The 20,591-nt window shown below is 69.6% G+C and carries 11 protein-coding genes; 4 read left to right on the top strand and 7 right to left on the bottom strand.

Annotated elements, in window-relative coordinates; genetic code table 11:
- Positions 1-112: 112 nt before the first annotated feature.
- Positions 113-3,190 carry an NACHT domain-containing protein gene (locus AB0C33_RS45025; RefSeq protein ID WP_358299961.1) on the bottom strand — a complete coding sequence of 1,026 codons (3,078 nt, stop codon included), beginning with the start codon at positions 3,188-3,190 and terminating at the stop codon, positions 113-115.
- 960 nt (positions 3,191-4,150) lie between these two features.
- Here AB0C33_RS45025 and AB0C33_RS45020 point away from each other — a divergent pair.
- Both AB0C33_RS45020 and AB0C33_RS45015 read left to right on the top strand, forming a co-directional pair.
- Positions 4,151-5,983, top strand: a complete 1,833-nt coding sequence (locus AB0C33_RS45020; RefSeq protein WP_358299958.1) for a DPP IV N-terminal domain-containing protein — start codon at positions 4,151-4,153, stop codon at positions 5,981-5,983.
- A 176-nt stretch (positions 5,984-6,159) separates the two neighbouring features.
- The gene (locus AB0C33_RS45015; protein WP_358299955.1) at positions 6,160-6,726 is read left to right on the top strand and encodes a hypothetical protein; all 567 of its coding nucleotides are present in this window, start codon (positions 6,160-6,162) and stop codon (positions 6,724-6,726) included.
- 16 nt (positions 6,727-6,742) lie between these two features.
- On the opposite strand, the gene AB0C33_RS45010 is transcribed toward AB0C33_RS45015, so the two are convergent.
- The 3 genes from AB0C33_RS45010 to AB0C33_RS45000 form a co-directional block, all read right to left on the bottom strand.
- Complete coding sequence (locus AB0C33_RS45010) at positions 6,743-7,027, bottom strand: hypothetical protein (RefSeq protein WP_358299952.1); 285 nt, start codon at positions 7,025-7,027, stop codon at positions 6,743-6,745.
- 215 nt (positions 7,028-7,242) lie between these two features.
- Complete coding sequence (locus AB0C33_RS45005; protein WP_358299949.1) at positions 7,243-7,869, bottom strand: DsbA family oxidoreductase; 627 nt, start codon at positions 7,867-7,869, stop codon at positions 7,243-7,245.
- Entirely contained in the window at positions 7,862-9,478 is a 1,617-nt protein-coding gene (locus AB0C33_RS45000) for an MDR family MFS transporter (protein WP_358299946.1), read from the bottom strand. The genes AB0C33_RS45005 and AB0C33_RS45000 overlap by 8 nt, the downstream gene beginning before the upstream one ends.
- 94 nt (positions 9,479-9,572) lie before the next feature.
- On the opposite strand from AB0C33_RS45000, the gene AB0C33_RS44995 reads away from it, so the two are divergent.
- Positions 9,573-10,013, top strand: a complete 441-nt coding sequence (locus AB0C33_RS44995) for a MarR family transcriptional regulator (protein ID WP_358299943.1) — start codon at positions 9,573-9,575, stop codon at positions 10,011-10,013.
- A gap of 340 nt (positions 10,014-10,353) precedes the next feature.
- Here the strand turns inward: AB0C33_RS44995 and AB0C33_RS44990 are convergent, their stop codons facing one another.
- From AB0C33_RS44990 to AB0C33_RS44980, 3 genes are all read right to left on the bottom strand, one after another.
- Positions 10,354-10,842, bottom strand: coding sequence for a hypothetical protein (locus AB0C33_RS44990; RefSeq protein ID WP_358299940.1), 489 nt, complete (start codon positions 10,840-10,842; stop codon positions 10,354-10,356).
- A 578-nt stretch (positions 10,843-11,420) separates the two neighbouring features.
- The gene (locus AB0C33_RS44985; RefSeq protein WP_358299937.1) at positions 11,421-12,215 is read right to left on the bottom strand and encodes a neutral zinc metallopeptidase; all 795 of its coding nucleotides are present in this window, start codon (positions 12,213-12,215) and stop codon (positions 11,421-11,423) included.
- A gap of 246 nt (positions 12,216-12,461) precedes the next feature.
- Positions 12,462-12,866 (bottom strand): hypothetical protein, encoded by a 405-nt coding sequence (locus AB0C33_RS44980; protein WP_358299934.1) that lies wholly within the window; start codon positions 12,864-12,866, stop codon positions 12,462-12,464.
- A 922-nt stretch (positions 12,867-13,788) separates the two neighbouring features.
- Here AB0C33_RS44980 and AB0C33_RS44975 point away from each other — a divergent pair.
- Positions 13,789-20,511 carry a LamG domain-containing protein gene (locus AB0C33_RS44975; RefSeq protein ID WP_358299931.1) on the top strand — a complete coding sequence of 2,241 codons (6,723 nt, stop codon included), beginning with the start codon at positions 13,789-13,791 and terminating at the stop codon, positions 20,509-20,511.
- Positions 20,512-20,591 lie beyond the last annotated feature (80 nt).

Genomic DNA, 20,591 nt, shown 5'->3' with positions numbered 1-20,591 from the left:
GGCCACGGTGTCCGCTGCTGGGGGGCAGCGCGACGACCTGCGGGGCGTGCGCTTCGGTGATGCCCTTCGCCGAACCCGGCGCCACCCAGGACGCCACGTGCGGCCCTGCCGATCAGGCTTCCTCGGGGCGGGGATCACGGTCGGCCAGCAGCCTGACGGCGACGGGGTCGCCCAGGTGAGCGTGGGCGACGAGCATGGTGAGGGCCTCTTCCTCCCGTCCTACCCTCGTCAGAAGACAGCTGAGCAACGGCAGGACGGCGTGCGTCTCGACGGATCGCTCCGCCGGGACTGCGTATGGCAGGAGCAGAGTGACCGCGTCCTCCGACTGTCCCTGCCGGGCGAGCAGCCGGGCGAGGTGGTGAGCGGCGTGCGGGTCGCCCGCCGTGGCACGCGTTCGCAGCTCTTCCACGCGCCCCTGTTCGGCGAGCAGCCGGGCCAGCCGGTCGCCGGCCGCGCGGTCGCCCCGGTCGGCGTGCGGACGCAGCAGGGTGAAGGCCTCCCCCACAGGGCTCTGCCGCGCGAGACGGACGGCGGCGTCGGGATCGCCCGCCGTGGCACGCGTTCGCAGCTCTTCCACGCGCCCCTGTTCGGCGAGCAGCCGGGCCAGCCGGTCGCCGGCCGCGCGATCGCCCCGGTCGGCGCGGGCGCGCAACTCTTCGGTCCGGCTCTGCCGAGCCAGCAGCTCGGCCAGCGTGCCGGCCCAGTGAGGGTCCTGCTCCGGATGGGCGAGAAGGAGGTCGATGGCCTCCTGAGCGCCGTCCTGGCGGGCGAGGAGCCGAGCCAGTTGTGGAGCCGCGCCCCGGGCCGCGTGCGGACGGAGCACACTGACGGCCTCCTCGATCCGGCCCTGCCGTTCCAGCTGGTAGGCCAAGATCGACCAGGCGTGCGCGTCGCCCGCCTCGGCCCGGGCGCGCAGTTCCTCGACGCGGCCGTGCTCGGCCAGCAAGCGGGCCAGTTTGAGGCCGGCGGACGCGGCCGTGCCCGAGACACGGTGGTCGGCCCATGCGCCGAGCATGGCGACGGCGTCCTCGAGCCGGTCCTCCTCGACCAGCCGGTCGGCGAGGAGACCGAGAGCGTCCGCGTCGCCTTGGCGGGCGCAGGTGTACAGGTGCTCGGCGTACGGGGTGGCGGCGAGGTGGTGTTGCAGCAGGGCGTGCCGGAACTGCCAGGCGGTTCCTGACTGGCGCAGTGTTTGGCGCTGATGCTGGTCCTCGAGGAAAGCCCACAGCCTCCACGGGAGCCGCCCCTTGGCGGCGAGACGAACATGGGTGATCTTGTAGTCGATCCAGGTCCACAGTCCCGCGCCGCAGGCCGCGAACCAGCCGTAAACGGCTGCGGCGGCGACGGCGGCGGTCACTGTGGCGCTGGCAGTGGCGCTGCTAGGGGCCGTCCAGGAGATCACTGCCGGGGCCGGAACCGCGGCGCAGGCGGCGAAGACCAGTGCGGCGGTGCCGCCGTGCTGGGCGGCGGCGACGGCGGTGGCGCGGTGGTTGGCGATCAGCGTGGCACGTGGGGTGGTGCCACGCGGCCCGGTCCGCGACGGCAGGAACGGCATGACCAGGGTGATCAGCCCGACGACCAGCGCACCGGCCGTCCCCACCAGCGGCTCGCCGATGATGACCCCGGTCAGCAGCCCCGGCGCGACGCCGAAGCCGGCTCGCAGCGCCATGACCCAGGATCGGCGGACCGGCGAGTAGGAGGTGGGCGCGTGAACCGGGTAGGCGTGCGGCCAGAGCGGCCGCAACAGGCCTGCCCCGGCGGCGGCCAGGGGGGCCGCCACGCTGAACGCCGCCGCACCCCCCGGCGCCGCGCCGGCCACCACCGTGACTCCCGCGCCCACGATGGCGGCGACGACCGTCACGGCCCGTACCCTGATCACCTCCGCGTTGAAGGTGTAGAGGTCGGGCGACAACTGCCACCACACCAGTTCCGTCCTGCCCACGAGCCGCAGATGCAGGGCGAGCGACCCGAGCCAGCGTCTGGCGGCGGCGGAGGTGTGGCGGCGCGGGGGTCGCCCGTCGGGCGGCACCGGCCGGTCGGGGTCGTGGACACTGGTCACGAACGTGTCCATGAGCGCCGCGGTGACGGCGTCCCGGCTGCCGAGACGGGTCAGGGCCGTGGGGTCGGTGGCCGGGGACGTGTAGGCCGTACGGGCCAGCGACACCGTCAAGGCCGTGGACAACACCCCCGCGAGCTGTCCGTCGGGGGCGTCACGCAGGTGGGTGAAGACCGGTTCCCAGCGATGCCGGAACGGCTCGGGGTGGGACAGGAACGCGATCACCTGTTCCACCCCGACCGGCATGATCTCCACGACGGCGGCCCGGGAGATGACCCGGCGGCCGGCGTCCACGGCTCGCTGGAACTCGCGGGGGCGGCAGGTGACCACCAGCGGCCGTCCCGTCGCGGCGAACTCGTCCAGTTTCCGCAGCGCCCGCTCCTGCGACTCGGCCGGGAGCTCGTCCAGGCCGTCCAGCACCGGCAGCAACCGGCCTTCGCTCATCAGCAGGTCCGCCAGGTTGCGGCCCTGCGGCAAGCCGGGCGGCATGGGGTAGTCCTCTGCCAGCCGCCGGGCCGCGAACCGTCGTACCGACTCCTCCCGCGGATCCCAGGAAGTAGCCGGCAGGAGCACCGGGACCGGGTCATCCTCCGCCGACCGCTCGATCAGTCCGAGCGTGAGCAGCACCGCCAGGACGCTCTTGCCCGCACCTCCCTCTCCGAGCACCACCAACTGCCGATGAGGCAGCCCGCGGAACTTCTCCACGATCTGCGTGACGTCGCCTTCCAGCGGCATGTCCTGCCACGCGCTCTCCGGTTCGTCCAGCACCACCTGGCGCGCCCCCGCGACCGGCCGGCCGGTCGAGGACCACCGCACCCGCAACGGCACCGGCTGACGGACGCCCCGCACCACCGCCTCGTGCTCCCACTGCTCCCGCACCCTCCGTCGCAACTCCGCGACGGCGCTGCGCATCACCACCTCCCGGCTCGGCGGCACGGCGCGCGACTGCACGACCTGCGCCGCGACGGCGACCACGACCAGCACACCGGTCAGCACCCAGGTGGCCGGGGCCCACCACCAGACCTTCACCTCGACGGTGCCGGTCGCCAGGTTCCCCATCAGCCCGAGCGCGACCGGCACCACCGCGAGCGCGACCGGCGACACCACCCAGTTGCCCCTGCCTCGACTGCTCATGTCACCAGCATCGCGACCGAACGTGACCAAGACAACACGGTCCGGCTCACCCCGTGCATGCGCGCCCGCCGGGCAACACGCCGAACCTTGCTGAGCTTGTCCTGTGAGCCTCGGGCCCCCGCGTCTGGCACTTCGGCGACACATCATGATCATGGATGAGGTCTGCGCTGGTAGTGGCAGTGTCGTGCGATTGCCTGATGGCGACGCCGCCCGTCCGGCCGGCGCAGGATGTCGCCGTCCAGCCGCGCGTCTGGTGGTGGCCCAGGCCGGCCTGACCCTTGGCGGCTTGAAGGACTCCTCGACCGCCCGGCGGATTCCCGCGACCTTGACCAGGGCCGTCAAGGGCTGCCGGGCCGGCGCGTGGCAGCGAGGGAAGGCCGGCCCGTTGAGGATGACCACCCATCCGTCAGGGGCCGCGCCGCGAGGGGGCGCCGGGCGAGGTCACCAGCACCAACGCATCCCGTACGCCTTGCGAATGGACCGGTGTGCGCGGGTCCGGCGGCCAGCAGGATGGCAGTGTCCGGAACTGGTCACGTCTGCGGGAAAAGACCATCTGCAGACCCATTGCCAGCGTCTCGTGCCAGACGGACACTGCCTCTGGTGGGTACGCACCCCCTCCCGCATCGTTGCTTGGCAGACCGTAAGGAGAGCGGATGCGCGTATCCTCACCGCCCCACCGGGCGGGCTGAACCGGGCGTGCCACGCCGTACACCCCGGCGCGCCAAGTCCTGATCATTGACCGATCGCGCCGCTGGCTGCGCCGGGCCGGTGTTCAGGGGAACTCAGCACCTGCGTCACCCGGCTCTGGCCAGCCCTGTGCGGGGCCGGGGCTCAGGCATGCCGAGCCGCGCCCTGACCGAGCGGGCGCGAGCCGGTCTCATCCGCCTGCCACCCGGCTTCGCCATGCCCGGAAACGGGCCGTGGGGGCAGGCGGTCCGGAGCAACCAGGAGAGGAACCGCATGTCGCACAACGCCTTACCGGCTTCACCGCCCGCCCCCACACCCCGCCCCGCCCCGCGCCGCGGTCTGGGCCGCCGCCTGACCGCGCTGACCGCGAGCCTGACGCTCGCGATGACGGGCCTGACCGTCGGCACGACCCCGGCGCACGCCTCGTTCCCGGGCAGCAACAGCAAGATCTACTACACCAGCAACGCCTCCGGTAACCGCGACATCTACTCCGTCAACCCCGACGGGACCGGCGTCACCCAGCTCACCAGCACCTCGCACGACGACTCCTACGCCACCGCCTCACCTGACGGATCGACCGTCGTCTTCCACCGCTACGACAGCGGGCAGGAGATCTACTCCATGAACGCCGACGGCACCGGCGTCACCCAGCTCACCACCGGTTCCAACTCCTACGACGACCGCATGAGCTTCTCCGGCGACGGCAGCAAGATCGTCTACGCCTCCACCGCCGGACTGGTGGTGATGAACGCCGACGGCACCAACGCCAACAACCTGGGCACCAGCAACAGCGCCACCGGTCCCGCCTGGTCGCCGGACGGCAGCAAGATCGCCTACAGCGCGTCGGGCAACATCTACACCATCAACCCGAACGGCACCGGCAACACCCAGCTGACCAGCGTCGGTTTCCCCACTTTCAACGGCAGCCCGAACTGGTCGCCCGACAGCAGCAAGATCGCCTACGTCAGCTCCGACTTCTCCACCGGCCTCAGCCAGATCTACGTGATGAACGCCAACGGCACCGGCCAGACCGACCTGTCCACCGACAGCAACGATTCCTTCACCCCGTTGTGGGCCCCGGACGGCACCAAGATCGCTTACGGCCGCGGCAACGATCTGTGGATGATGAACCCCAACGGCACCGGCAAGGCCTCCGCCTACGTCCCCAGCAGCGGCTTCACCATCTACACCGACTGGTCGGCGGGCCCCGCGGGCGCCGACCTGGCGGCGTCGCTGGCCGACTCGGCCGACCCGGTCAGCCTGGGCACCACCTTCACCGACACGCTCACCGTCACCAACACCGGCCCCACCGGCGCCACCGGCGTGACCGCCTCGATCACCCTGTCCGGCGCCTCCGCCGGGATCCTGTCGGCCACCAGCTCGCAAGGCTCATGCAGCATCTCCGCCCCGAGCGTGTCCTGCACCCTGGGCAATCTGGCCGCCAACGCGAACGCCACCGTCACCCTCACCCTGTCGCCGGCCGCGACCCGCACGGTGACCGCCACCGCCACCGTGGACGCCGCCGAAGCCGACCCCACGGCCGGTAACGACAGCGACGCCGAGAACACCGCCGTCAACAACGGGCTCGGCTGCACGATCACCGGCACCAACGGCAACGACACGTTGAACGGCGGCAACAGCGCCGACATCATCTGCGGTCTGGCCGGCAACGACACCATCACCGGCGGCAACAGCACCGACACCCTCTACGGCGGGCCCGGCGCCGACACCCTCGTGGGCGACAACAGCAACGACACCCTGTACGGCGGCGACGGTGACGACACCCTGGCCGGCGGCAACGGCGACGACACCATCTACGGCGAAGCCGGCAACGACGACAGCAAGGGCGAAACCCTTCTCGAAGCGCTGCTGGGACTGTTCGACAACGGTGCCGACCACATCTACGGCGGCCCCGGAAACGACGACCTCGACGGCCAGAACGGCAACGACACCCTGCTCGACCACGACGGCACCGACACCATGAGCGGCAACCTCGGCAACGACAACATCGACGTGCAGGACAGCGTCAGCGGCGACACCGCCAACGGCGGCCTCGGCTCCGACACCTGCGCCACCGACGCCGGCGACACCGCCACCAGCTGCTGAGCCTCACCCGCGCCTGTTCTCCGCGTTGACACATCCGCGTTGACACATCCGCGTTGACACATCCGCGTTGACACATCCGCGTTGACACATCCACGTGGTGGACTGCCGGGTTCCCGGACCCGGCCGTTCACCACCGGCACCGCCTCGTTGCCCGAGCCGCCCGCCAGGAGCCCCTCATGCCGATGTCCGCCACCGTCCGCCCCCCTCACAGCCGACTCCGGCTACCAGCCGTCGTCCTGCTCGCCCTGCTGACCGCGATGGCCGCCATGCTGATGCCCGTCCCGGCCGCGTACGCGGCCTCCTCCACCACCTGCACCGGTAGCAGCCACGCCACCTACAACCCAGGCCTGACCCTCACCCCACAGAACGTGGCCGCGGACGAAATCGACACCTTCTCCTTCTGCACCTCCACCGACCCCACCCTGACCAGCGGCTCCTTCAGCCTGACCGGCGGCACCATCCCCGGTGCCGCCTGCAATGACGTCATCGCAGGACCTGGCGGGCCGCTCACCGTCACCTGGAACAACGGCCAGACCTCCACCGCCGCCCTGACCTACGTCCTGACCGTCACGGGCGGCATCCTGCAGACGGTCGGCACCGGCACCATCACCGCCGGAGAACTCACCGGCGCCAGTGCCGCCTTCGTCTGGGCCTTCGTCCTGGTCAACCCGCTGCAATGCCTGGCGCCCGGCGGTCTGACCACCCATGACGGCACCATCGCCGCCCAGATCACCTCCCCCTGACCCTGGCCACGCCTTGTCACCGGGAGAGCGTCATGCGCACCCCATGAGGCCCCCCACACGTCGCTACGTCAAGGGCGGCTCGGCTCCAGGCTCGGCCGGTCGTGCGGTGGCCGGCCGGCACGATCGCCGTGCCCGGCGCCGAGCAGCGTCGCGTCTGCGCATCCTCGACGTACCACTCGTTGGCCGGAGGGGTCACGTCCGCGGTCCAGGCGAACACGTGGCAGGGGGTGACGTCGTTGCACGCCGGGGAGGACAGGAACTCGTGGATGAGGTAGCCGTGGGTGGCGACGTTCTCGACCACGTGGCGGCGGCCGTCGTCGACGAACGGCGGCCGGACGACCGGCTGGAGGTGGGTGCGAGCGCGTGGGCCTGCACGGGCTGGGCGCCCTTGCCGGGAGAGGGCTGGTCATCTGTCAGAACTCCAGGAAGGCGTTCGAGCGGTCGCCGTGATGCTCCAGGGGCGACTCGCGGACGCGACGGCTGCTGGCGGCAGGGCTGGAGGTCGGCTGCGGCGTGTCATCGCGACGTCTTGCTCGTCAGGAGGGTGCGGAGTTCGGTGACATCGGGGGCTCCGGCGATGGCGGGTGCGCCGTTGATGACGAAGGTGGGTACCTGACGGACGCCGAGCTGGATCGCGCGTTCCTCATCGGCTCGGACGTCAGCGGCGTAGGCGTCGGTGTCCAGGACGGACCGGACTGCCGCGTCGGGCAGGCCGGCGCGTGCGGCGAGGGGCCGAAGGACCGCGGGGTCGGCGACGTTGATGTTGTCGGCGAGATGGGCCTGGAACAGCTGCTCGACCACGCTGTCTGCCAGGCCGTGGTCGGCGGCCAGGTGGATGAGGCGGTGCGCGTCGAAGGAGTTGACCGGGCGGGCAGTGGCGGGGTTGAGATCCAGGCCCTCGACCGTTCCCAGCTGTCGGATGCGTTGGAAGACGGCCGCAAGGTCGGGACCGTGCAGGTCGAAGCGCTGCGCCATCATTTCGGCCAGGGTGGCGCCGGGGATGGCCGGCTGGCTGGGACGGAGCTCGAAGCTGCGCCAGGTGACGCGGATGTCGTCGAGGCCGGCGAGGGCCCGCTCCAGGCGCTTCTTGCCGATGTAGCACCACGGGCACATGATGTCCGACCAGATCTCCACCTCAGTCACGGGTCTTCTCCCTCAGGAACAGCGCGAGGACCAGGCCGACGGCCATGACGCAGCCGACCACCGTGAACACGGTGTCCATCGCGCTGGCCATGCCGTCCAGGACGGGCCCGGCCAGGCGGGCGTCGAGATGGTCGAGGTAGGAGGTGTCGTTGAGGTCGATGCCGGCTCTGCCGTCCAGACCGGCCAGCAGGCGTTGCGCTCCGGGATCCTTGGTCACCGCGGGGGTGTGCAGCGCGGCCTGGAAGGCCGCGGTGTTCTCCGCCCGATGAAGGACGGCGGCGATGCGTTCCTCGGCCAGCGAGAAGAGGATCGACAGGTAGACGGCGGTTCCGGCGGCGCCGCCGAGCTGGCGGAAGAAGGTGTAGGAGGCGCTGGCGGCGCCCATGGTACCCGCGGGTGCGGACGCCTGGATGGCGATCAGCATGACCTGGAAGCACAGGCCGATGCCCAGGCCCATGACGGTCGTGATGAGAGCGGTGAACCACAGCGGCGTGCCGGGCGACAATCGGGTGAAGGCGAAGGCGCACGCGGTCATGACGGCCAGGCCGAGCAGCAGCAGGCCCTTGTAGCGGCCCGTACGGGTGACGAAGGGGCCGCACAGCCGGCCCGCCGCGACGATTCCCAGGGTCTGCGGCAGCAGCATCAACCCCGCCGCCGTCGGGGACAGGCCCTTGACGATCTGCAGGTAGAGCGGCAGGACGCTGAGCCCGCCGAACACGCCCATGCCGACCACGACGTTGACGGCGTTGCTCATCGTGAACAGCGGGCTGGCGAACAGCCGCGGCGGCAGCAGGGCCTCATCGCCCATCCGCCGTTCGACCAGCACGAACCCGACCAGCCCGGCGACGCCCACGGTGGCCAGGACGAGCGTGCGCGACGAGGCCCAGCCCCAGTGGCCTCCTTGCTCGGCCACGACCAGCAGTGGCACCAGTCCGAGCAGCAGCGTCACCGCGCCGCCGTAGTCGATGCGGTGGTCGGTGCGGGTGTGCGGCAGCCGGTAGAGTTCGACCACCAGGACGAGGGCGACGAGCCCTACCGGCACGTTCACCAGGAAGGCCCAGCGCCAACCCGCCACGCCGAGGAAGCTGTCCATCCCGGCGAACAGCCCGCCGAGCACCGGTCCGGCCACGCTGGAGATCCCGAACACCGCCCCGAACCAGGCCTGGTACCGGCTACGGCGCTCCGGCGGCAGCATGTCGGCCAGGATCGCGAACGCCAGCGCCATCAGCCCGCCGGCGCCGAGCCCCTGCACGGCGCGGAACGCGGCCAACTCGTACATCGACTGCGCCGCCGAGCACAGCAGCGAGCCAACCAGGAACAGCGAGATCGAGGCCAGGTAGAGCGGTTTGCGGCCGTAGATGTCCGACAGCCGCCCGTACAGCGGCGTGGAGACCACTCCGGTGATCAGGTAGGCGGTGGTCGCCCAGGCCTGCACGGTCAGGCCGTTCAGCTGGTCGGCGACGGTCCGCATCACCGCGGCGACGATCATCTGGTCAAGTGCGCCCAGCAGCAGGCCGAGCATCAGCGCCGCCATCACCGCCGCCACGGCGCCGCGCCCGAGCTGGGGCGCGCCGCCCGAGGGGGCGGCAGGGGCAAGAGATTCAGTCACGTGGGGACCCCACTTCAGTAGTTAGGTCCCATACAATATGGCTCCATAGAATATATGTCCACATCATCAGGGCCCAGACTGTTAGGATCCGCAGATGGGTGCGGAGAAGGACCAGGTCGAACAGGTGGAGCAGGCGGTCGCGGAGCTGTTCGCGGCGTTTCGGCGCAAGCGCGGCCGTGAGCAGGCCGCCGGTGGTGAACTGTCCGGAACTCAGCTGCGCGCGCTGGACGGTCTGGCTGAGGCGGGGCAGGCCACCGCGCGGCAACTGGCCGACTACGCCGACGTCACCCCGGCGACCATGACCGGCATGCTGGACGCCCTCGAAGCCAAGGGGGTGATCCGACGTGAACGCAGCCTCACAGACCGGCGCGCCATCCAGATTGTCCTCACCGACCACGGGCGCGCCCTCGTGACCGAGGCCCGCGACCGATGGCAGCAGCGATGGCAGCAAGCGCTGGCGGACGTCCCGCCCAAGGACCTGCAGGCCGCGATCCGAGTCATCGGCAAGGTGGCAGACCTCTTCGACCACATCTGAAACCGGCATCGGAGGATCCACCGATCACGTCCGCAGCGCGATGGTCGAACGCCCGTGCGGCGACCCAGGTCCCGCACAGGAGATCGCCACTCGAACGGCCGGCCCCGCCTCGGCGCTCATCGCCGACGCCCAGCGATGAATCACGAAGCCGCCGCGTAACTGGGCCCACGCCCGCGCGCTGCCGGCAGGCGCCACCGGCGACGACACCAACTGAGCGCGGAAGACATCCCCGAGATCGATGCCTTGTGCGAGCAAGGCCGCTTCTACGGCACGGACAACGCCATCACCCCCTCCACTGACCAGCCAGCTGAGACAGCAAGGGGCATCGGTCCGGGCCAATCTAGACCGGAATCAGTCCGCCCCCCGCCGAAGACCTCGACGCGAGTGGCGACTGACTGGCGTCAGAACCGCGTGCTGAGAGCCGCTCCCGCTCCGCCCACTGCTGGTCCCGCTCAATCTTGGCCTGCGCCTCCGCCTTCTGGCGTGCGACGTACTGCTCATACCTCGTGTGGATCTGGGTCAGTGGCGCCTGAAGGTCGGGAAAGTCTTTCAGCCACGACATGACCTCCTCCAGCGACCAATGGTGCCGCTGGCACATCGCCTGGAGTTTGTGCGGGTAGCGGTGACCGTGGTTGACCACACTCTGCAGGACCGCCCCGCGGTGTGCCAGGACCTGCTGGTGTACCTGCTGTCGCAGATCTGGCTGCTCGCGCAGCAGTCGCCGCACGGCGGCCCGTGGCAGAACCAAGTCCGTGATCGCCTTCTCCGGGCCTACGTGCGCCCGGAGGTGGGCCGGAAACTTGCTCCAGTAGGCCGCCTGTACCGCCATCGCTCCTCCAGATACACAAATCTCAGTGCTTCCTCACTCTCCCTTACGTACGCGCGTGGACCTGTCGGGAAAGTCCGGAACCCCCGTGTCCTGGTGGGAGCTGCGCATGGAGAGAGCGCACGGGCGAGCCCTGGCCGCCGCGCTGTTGGCCCTGTCCGCGGACCACCCCCTGGACGCCCTGACACGACCGCCACTCCCACACCGTTCTCGGTCCGCACTGGCCAGGAAGTTCGGCATCTGCCACAAGACCGTCCACAGCCACCTGCGCGCCATCTCCGCCGCACGATGACGCGCACACATTCCAGTGGGCAAACGCTCACGGGGCTCGCCACCGATCCGCGAAGGCTGGGAGCGCATGTCCCTCGGGCGTGTATCTGAGGATCACGTGAAGCACCGCCGCAGCCCGTGAGTGAGACCACCGTTCGTATCTCAACACGCGGGACCGCGCCTCGCGTGGTGACACTCGGGTGTCTCCCAGGACGCGATGAACGGTCGCGCGGCCCGGCCTGCGCGAAGCCTGCCCAGGAGATCAACGTCCGTGCCAGCGAGGTGATCCGGCAGACAGGGGCTCTCTGCGATCAGGAAACCTTGGACGAGGAGACCGTCCAGGTGTTGCACGCCTGCGGGGATCTGGCGCGGAAGCCCTTGTCGAGCCAGACGGCGATGTTGCGGCCCTTGCCGTGGTGGCGGTTCTTTGCCTGCTCGTCCCCGCTGTTGCGCATGATCTGGAGCAAGATCTCCCAGTCTTCCTCGCTGCGTTCTCCCAAGGAGTCCCAGACGCTCCCGACGAACACTCCGCCAAGGCACTCCGCCTGCAACTCCATGCGGCGGATCTGCTCGTTCAGTTCACTCTTGTTCCGGTACGGATAGCGGTCGTAGCTGCGGGCGATCCCGGTGAGGTTCTGCACGTGGTGCCCGTACTCGTGGGCGGCCGTCTGGAACAGGAACAGATCGCTGGAATCGTCGAGCATGTCGTCGTCCAGAAGGACGAGGAAACGCCGTTCGGCGTCGCAGTAGGTGGCTGCGGCGGAGCCCCAGGGCTCTCCGCAGTACTTGCGTGGTTTGGTGATGAATCCGATCTTGGCCTTGGCGAAGGGCAGGCCCGCCCTCTTGAAGTGGGCGCCCCACGACCGGTTGAGACAGTTCAGCACCGCGGTCAGGTACCGCTTGGCGGAGGCGACGCTCTTCGGCCCGACCTCGCGCTCCGCGCACTGGCTCGCTTGGAGTTCGCCCGTACGGTACAGCTTGTTCGCGGTCAGAACTCGGGCCCGGATGGGGAAGGCGGATGTCGCGTGTGCGGTGCCGGATGACGGGGTGCCGGATAACAGCAGGCTGGCGAGCGTGGTGGCGGCGACAAGGGTGACGAAACGCATGATCGCCATCTTAGGAGGGGTGCCGGGTCTGGTGTCGGCGTCCTCAGACGGGCCCGGCGGGGAAGCAGGGACGCGGGCGTCCTTCCCTGTGCGCAACCTCGAAGCCCTGGACACGCCCCCCGATCCTGATGTCGAATCCCTCCTTGCCCCTGAACCGCTGAAGGACGGCGTGCCCACTCCCGCCGCCCGCGGCTCACGGTGAAACCGCCCCTGACCGCGCGTCCCGGGCGTGTGGTTGTGCTCGGGTCAGCATCCGTTCATCTGGGCCGCCGGAAGGCCGGGCTGGGCCCAGAGCAGGTGGGAGACGGCGCCGGCGCCCGAGGCGGGACCGATCCAGAAGGCGCCGGGCTGCTTCGGGACGGCGAGGCCGTAGTGCCCGGCGTTGGTCCTGACGCACCAGGAGCGGTCCTCGGGGCCTGACTGCCGGTCCTGGAGCTTGCTCGTCCAGGCCGTGGCGGGCACGGACCTGCAGGTGTGCAGCGTCAGCCGGCCGGTTCCGGCGAACCCCGCGGCCGTTGCCCCGTTGACCAGCTTCGGGCCGACGTTGAAGCCGAACGCTTCGACCTCGATGTCCCCCGCGCGGGTTCCGGGCGAGTCGTCCGGCGAGGTGTGGCCGGTGTCGAGGTCTAGGGAGCCGGACGGGACCGTCATGCTGCACCACCACGACACCCGCCTCCGGCTCGGCGACCCGCAGCTCTCCAGCTCGCGGGACGAGCCCTGGCCGCCGCGCTATTGGCCCTGTCCTCCGAACATCCCTGATCGCCCTGGCACGGACGATTGCGACATTCATCGACGAATGTCCATGCGGGCATGGCTGGTTCAGGCCAGGTCCGGGAGCACCCCGTCGCGCACTCGGAGACAGGGAGAAGCCGTGGGAACGTGAAGGCTGCTCGAGGACTTGCTCGATGACTTCGGCTTGTCCGCTCTGCCCGGCCGGAAGGAGCGGGCGGCAGTTTCGATGGAGTCCAGGCCGAGGAGGGCTTGGACTTGGGCAGGGTCGGCTCCACCCTGGCGTAGGCGGGTGAAGCGCAGGCGCGCCCACGAGGTGCTGCGCCTCGAACTCCTCGCCCAGGGCGCGTGGCACACCCCTCCCCGGACGCCCTCACCCTCCTCCGTCAGGGGCGGAGCACCCTCTTCCGCTCCTGAACCCATTTGAAACGATCTTCAGGAAGGCGTGAAGAGCGTTGTGTCGCCAGGGGCCTTCTTCCACTCCGGCGCCTTGGCCGTCACCGTCACAAAGTGGCCGGATGTGGACAAGGTGTATCTGATGACCTGGTGACACTGTCAGCGCATGCTGGGGTGGATCGAGTTGGGGGGTGATGGCTGTCCGCCCAGGTGAGGGCGGCGGCGGGGCTGCCTGCTCGCAGGGCATTGGGTTGCTTGTGTCGCTTGCGAGTACCGACGTGTGACGGTCACGTCGTTGTTGTGCGCGCGTCGCCGATGGGCGGCGCGTATTCACGTCGTTCCGCGTGAGCGTGTTCACGCGTGCGTTCAATCCGGCCGCGTTGCCTTGGTTTTGTGCTGCGCGAATTCCTGCGTTCTTCGGGGGCTCAACAGTGGAGGAGTTCACCCCGTGCACGACGAGAATCTGGTGAAGGTCTATAAAGACCGCGAGTACACCTGCACGACCATGGTCCGCCACGACGGCATGGTCGTCGCCTTCGCGATGTCCGAGCGCGTCGTCTACTACAGCGTGCTGAGCCTGGACCAGGCCGACCGGGCGCGGGGAGCGCTGGACGCCGCCTACTGGAACAGCGACCCGGGCGTGCTGTCCTTCCCCGCCGAGATCGTCGACGTGGGCGCGGAGATACCGGCGGCGGCCATGCCGACGGTCAAGAAGCGCGGCCTTGCGGAGGTGGCGCCGTCCGAGCAGTTGCTGGCCGGGGAGGATCACCCGTTCCTGTCCACGACGGCCCGGCTGACCTCTGCCTTCCCCCTGCAGGTGCTGTCGGACGGCCGGCACATCCTGGTGTTCCGTCAGTCGATCGCCGCCGGTGACGAGGGGTCGGTGTATGAGACGACCGGGGGTGCCTGGTCGGGAGACCCGGCGCGTGAGGACTTCGCCGAGGTCGGCGGGGCCAAGGTCGCCATGACCGACTCCGAGTTGCTGTGCGACCGGTTCGTGCTGGTCGGCGACGAACTCAAGCCGGTCGTGGAGGTGCGCTACCAGCGCAGCCGCAGCCGGGTCGCGCCCGCCTCCGGTGGCGACACGCTGGGCACCCGAGACATGGAGGGGCGGCTGTTCTTCGAGCCGACCATGAAACTGTCGTTCGCGGGCAAGCTCGACGGCGGGATGTTCTCGGTGTCGCTGCTGCCGACCGCGGTGTCGGGGCTCTCCCGCTGGCAGATCTTCACCGCCGACGGCGACGGCGTCGTACACAGCTACAACCTGGAGCAGAGCCCCGAAGGGCTGTTCAACGTCCAAGGCACCCAGCTGTACACCAGCCCGGACGAGAAATACGCCAGTTCGGTGCTGGAGCGTGCGCCCGGGATCGACTCCCACACCGGCAAACCGCTGGTGCCGGTCCGCCCGACGCAGCACCAGGGAGGCACCGCGCTGCGCTTCGACGGGACCAGGAGCACCCCGGCGGGGGCCTACATGGGCAAGGCCGCCACGAAGGCCCCAGCCGGGGCGTACACGATGGAGGCCTGGATCAACCCCACCGCCGCGGGCGGGCTCATCGTGGGCCGAACCGACACGGCCGGCTCCGCCACCCTGGTCCACCTGAGCCTGGACGCCGACGGCAAGCTGGTGTTCGGCCACGGCTCGCAGAGCCTCACCTCCACCGCGGCGGTCCCGATGAAGACCTACTCGCACGTGGCTGCGGTCTTCGACGGATCGGCGATGCGTCTGTACGTCGACGGCGTGTCGGTGGGCACGCAGGCCACCTCCACGGCGGTAGAGGTCAGCGCCCAGCTCGTGGTCGGCAAGCGGACCGCGTCGAACAGCACAGCGATGGACCCGTTCACCGGGCAGATCGACGAGGTGCGGATCTGGAAGGCCGCCCGCGCCGATTTCACCGGCCGGGGACAGCGGCTGACCGGTATGGAGCCGGACCTGTTCGCCTACTTCCCCTTCGACGAAGGCTCGGGCACCCAGGTACGCGACCGCGGCGTCAACCAGTTCGTCGGCACGCTGGAGGACGGCGTGGTCTGGACGGATTCGGACGCGCCCCTCTACGACAGCCCAGGGGTGAGCAGGCAGTCGTTCTCCATCAGCGGGCGCAAGGTGGTCTCCGGTCTGGCCGCGAGCCTGTACTACCAGCAGCAACCGGTGGTGACGGGGTACACCGGCAAGCCCGCGCCGGAGAAACGGCAGGCGCGGGTGCTGCTGGCCTTCGCCACCTCCGGGCCACCGCCGGAGGGCGAACCGAGCGACCGTTCCTACATCGCGACCCTGGACTTCGCGCTGTCACAGGAGGGACGGCTGGCCACAGCGCCGGGCGTGATCGACCTGACGTGGCTCGGACAACCCGACCCGACCGAGGACGAGGACGAACTCCAAGCGGCGCAGGACGACGTCACCACGATGCGCGGCCAGCTCTACAACGACCAGGCGCTGGCGGCGCAGCTTCCGGCTCACACCGCGCGGTTGCGGCAGATCGACCACGAGGTGTACTCCGGCGGCCTGTTCAGCCTGCACGCGCTCAACAACAACATCAAAGGCCCCGCCCGCGACTGGACCGGTGACCGGGAGAAGGAGCGGAAGCTCCTGGCCGAGAAGGACCTGCTGGCCCCGAAGTGGTATGCCTCGATGGTGGCCCAGGAGCGGCTTGGCTACGACAAGGCGGCCCTGGATTCTGCGCGCAACCATCTGGCCACGCTCAGCGGCGGCCAGCTCGGCGCGGCCGAGGCGGTCCTGGCGATGCCGGCGGTGAGCACCGACCGCTCCGGCCTGACCGTGCTGGGAGCCCTGCTGTCCTTCGCCTGGACCACTCACGCACCCGCGCTGCTTGACTGCTCGACCGGTGAGGTGGCGCTGTACTTTCGCGGCGGCGACGGTCAGTTCTTCGCCGCCTACTACGCCACCACCATCTCCCCCGCCGTCAAGCAGATCGAACTGCCGAGCGGCGCGCTACGCCTGACCGGTCGCGACGTCGCGATGAGCCTGGCCGACTTCGCCGTGACGGTGGAAGCCGGCGAGACCGGCGTGTGCACGGTGAAGATCACCCGGGACGAGACGGTCGAGACGTTCACCTCGGTGCCCGATCGGGCCGACCTGCTGGCGGCCGTGCTGAACGGCACCTCACAGGGATTCGACCTGGGCACCGTCCTGTTGGTCAAGGACGAGACCGTGACGCTGGCCGAGCCGCTGACGACCACCCTGGTGGCGGGTTCGGCCATCACCGTGGGCGAGGACAGCCGCACCGTGGCCACCGCCCAGTCCGGTTACACGCAGATCACCCTGACCACCGGCAAGCTGACCGCCACGGCCGGCGCCAAGGTCCGCACCGGGGCCTACGACTACACGCTGGCTTCCTGCAACGTCCCGGGCATGTCGCCGGCCCGCGGCTCACTGCTCGTCAGCGCCCACGCGGGCACCGCCACCGCCGCGGTGCCCGCCGGGGCCGCCGAGAACGTCAGCGAGCCACTCGGGCCGCGCTGGCACGGTGACGCCCCGGGGCGGGCGTTCTCCTTCGACACCGCCGCCGGGCACGCTCTGGAACTGTCGGACACGGAGAACATCTCCGCCCTGGCCGCATCGGGGGACCTGACCATCGAGGCGTGGGCCAAGCCGACCTTCATCGGCGAGATGGACTCCATCCTGCTCACCGATGTGGGCGACACCGCATACTCCCTGGGCCTGGTGAGCGCCACGCTGGACTCCGGCAAGGCGGGCTACCTCCTCCAGGCGAGCGTCAACGATCAGACCGTCGTCACCACCCAGAAGTTCGCCGTGGCCGAATGGGCGCATCTGGCGATGGTGTTCGAGCAGGACTGGGCGATCAGCATGGACGACACCGGATATCTGAACGCCGGCGGCGCGGGCGGCCTGGACATCGTGGACGACCTGACCATCGAGGCGTTCCTGCAACTCGACAAGCTCAACATCCTCAGCTTCCCCGTCCGCCATGGACTGGTGTGCAAGGGCACGTTCGACGCCGGGAACCAGACGGCCGTCCCCTACTGCCTGTACGTGGAGACGTCGCAGTCAGTGGCGCTGTTGAAGTTCGCCTTCGAGGCCAGCTCCGGCAGCTCAAAGGTCGAGAAGTACGTCTACACCGCGCAAATACCCCTGGTGAAGGGCCGGTTCTACAAGGTCGCCGTCACCCGCAAAAACCCCACCGGCACCGAAAAGCGGGTGGAGATCTGCTTCTACGTCGACGGAAAGAAGATCGGCGAATCGCAGTGGTACAGCGGCGCCAAGCCGGTCGGCAACGACTCGCCGGTGGAACTGAGCCGGAAGATGCCGGGCACGACGGCGGGCACGCTGTCGGAGCGCCTGCGGGGCACGCTGTCGGAGGTGCGGATCTGGAACGTCGCCAGGGATGCCGACCAGATCGGTACGCCGATCACGGCCAAGGCCTCCGGTCTGGTCGCGTGGTGGACCTTCCCCGAGGCGAAGGGCTCGCGCAGCGAGGATCTGTGCGGCTCCTACCCGGCCACGCTGCACTCGGTCACCCGCGTCCGCACCCCTGACCCCCAAGGCAACCGCTTCATCCTCTACCGCAACGGCGACCCCGTCCCCGGCACCGTGTCGCAGGGGGGTATGGTTTCCGGATCTCCCAACTCGATCGTGGCCCACAATTACACCGGCGACCTGGACGAGATCCGGGTGTGGCGCACCGCGCGTACCCAGGAGCAGATCCTGGACAACATGTTCGGCCGCGTCCGCGGCGACCGCCAGGAGCTGCTGGCCTACTACCCCTTCGACGCCGACGACACCCTGGCCGGGGTGCAGGTGAAGGACGCGAGCCTGGGCGGTCATCACCTGACCCAGTCGACACCGGCCCCCGACATCGTGCTGTCCACCGCGCCGATCTCCGCCGACGCCGCCCAGATCCGTTCCGCTCTGACCGGGATCCGCACCTCCTTCCACACCACCATCGCCCACACCCCGGCCGCCACCGAGTACGGCGACATCCAGCGGATCGCCGACGACGCGGTGATCGGAGTGCTGAAGCGGGCCTACACCTACCTGCGCTCCGACAAATCCTGGATGCTGAGCACCGGCTACAAGGTCGGCGAGCTGACCACCACGTGGGTGGGACAGGCCCAGTTCGACCCCCAGCTCATCGGCTACATCGAAGGCGCCCCGCCGATCCCGTCGGAGAACCTCATCGCCGGGACCGCCGACGACTACGCGGGCGCATCCTCGATCGCCTTCGTCCAGGCCGATGAGGTCGTCAACGCCCTGTCCTCCGACAAGCACCACAGCGTCGACTCCTCCCTGAAGGTCAAGTGGGACCAGGAGATCAACGACCAGGTCTGGGCCGTCACCGCCCCCTTGGGCGCCGGCACGGCCAAGCCCATCGCCGAAGTGACGGCTGCCTTCGGAGCCAGCCTCGAACTCAAGTACTCCAACACCTGGAGCAACGAGACCAGGGTGAGCCAGGGCACCAACACCACCCGCGCCAGCACGGTGAAACTCAGCGGCGGCTGGGAGGACCCCGACAGCACCAAGCAGGTCAACCCCGTCGCCGGGCGGCGCTGGGTGCCGGCCAACGTCGGGTTCGCCGTCGTGCAGTCCGAGACCGCCGACCTGTACGCGCTGCGCCTGCTGCACAGCGGCGCCCTGGTCGCCTACCGGATGCTGCCCAGCCCCGACATCCCCCGCGACTGGAACCTGATCCCCTTCCCGATCAACCCCCGCTACACCAAGCAGGGCACCCTGGACGGCGTCATCGGCTTCGGCGAGCACGAGACGAACAACGGCCTGCAGCCCTTCGCCGACCCGGACTTCCCCAACGCCGCCGACGGCGTACCCGGCGAATACAGCTACTTCCGGCCGGTGGAGGCGTATCGGATCAAGAAGCGTATCCAGCGCGAGCAGCAGCAGCTACAGGGCTTCTACGAATCGGTCTCCACCGAGACCCACGCCTACGATCCCACCCACGGCCAGGCGGCCAAGGTGCTGAACGGGATGATGGGCGGCACCGGCGCCGAGGTCACCCAGGGCGGCAACCCCGAGAAGGGACGGGCGGCCATCCGATCGGCCGCACGCCGCAACATCGTCAACACCTACGTGTGGACCGCCGCCGGCGGATTCTTCGCCGAGACCACCGGCACCACCGACCAGGTCACCGAGACCACCACCGGCTCCTACACCTTCAACGGCACCATCGGCGGCACCTTCGGCCTCGGCTTCGAAGTAGGCGGCTTCGGCTGCAAGTTCGGCGTCGAAGCCTCCATGGGCACCGGCTACAGCATCACCCGCAGCAAATCCAAAGAAGCCACCCGCACCTTCAGCCTGGACGTCAGCTGCGCGCCCGGCGCCCGATTGCAGAAGTTCGACGGCGACACCCCCCTGTTCGACGCCGACGGCAAGCCGATCCTGGTGCCCGGCCGCGTCGACGCCTACCGCTTCATGAGCCTCTACCTCGACACCAGCACCGACAACTTCGAAGACTTCTACGGCAAGGTCATCGACCCCGAGTGGCTGGAGCGTGGTAAGGACCCCAACGCGCTGGCGCTCAAGCGGGCCCGCCAGTCCGACCGCAAACCGCCCTGCTGGCGCATCCTGCACCGCGTCACCTTCGTCAGCCGTGTACAGGACACCGCCGCCACCACCACCCCGTCCCTGTCCCAGGCCATGGGCAGCCTCGGCATCGCCAGCGACTACGAGCTCATCCACCGCCTGAAACCCCACCTGACCGGAGCCACCGCAAGCTACAACGCCCTGAGCACAGCGGTCAGGACCGCCCTCGCCACGCACTTCACCCGCCTTGTCCCCTACACCGACACCGTCGTGGACCGCCTGGCGACCTACTACGAACTCGTCCCAGAAGCCCCCGCCGTCACACCGGCTCCGGCTCCCGCTACGACTCCGGAGCCGGAGCCGGAGCAGACGAACACGCTGACCACCACCGCAGCGTCCGTCGCCAAGGGGACGAACTTCACCCTGAAGTACTCCACCGCCCCCGCCACCGTCAGCGACAAGAACTGGATCGGCCTCTACCGCGTCGGCGACAAGCCCGGCGTGAAAGAGTCCCTCACCTACAAGTACGCCCCCGGCGCCAGCGGCAGCATCACCCTGCCCACCAGCAGCCTGTCCGCGGGAACCTACGCGGCCTGGTACCTCCACAACAACGGCTACACCACCCTGGCAGGAGCCCTCACCCTCACCGTGACATGACCCACCAGGCCCCCGACCAACCACCGTCGTCCCACCCGGCCCAGCCCGGCGGACGACGGTGGTGTGGCCTCCCCGTCGAG

This window comes from Nonomuraea sp. NPDC048881, from assembly GCF_040649795.1.
Taxonomy (GTDB): domain Bacteria; phylum Actinomycetota; class Actinomycetes; order Streptosporangiales; family Streptosporangiaceae; genus Nonomuraea.
This window is presented reverse-complemented; position numbering and strand designations above follow the sequence as displayed.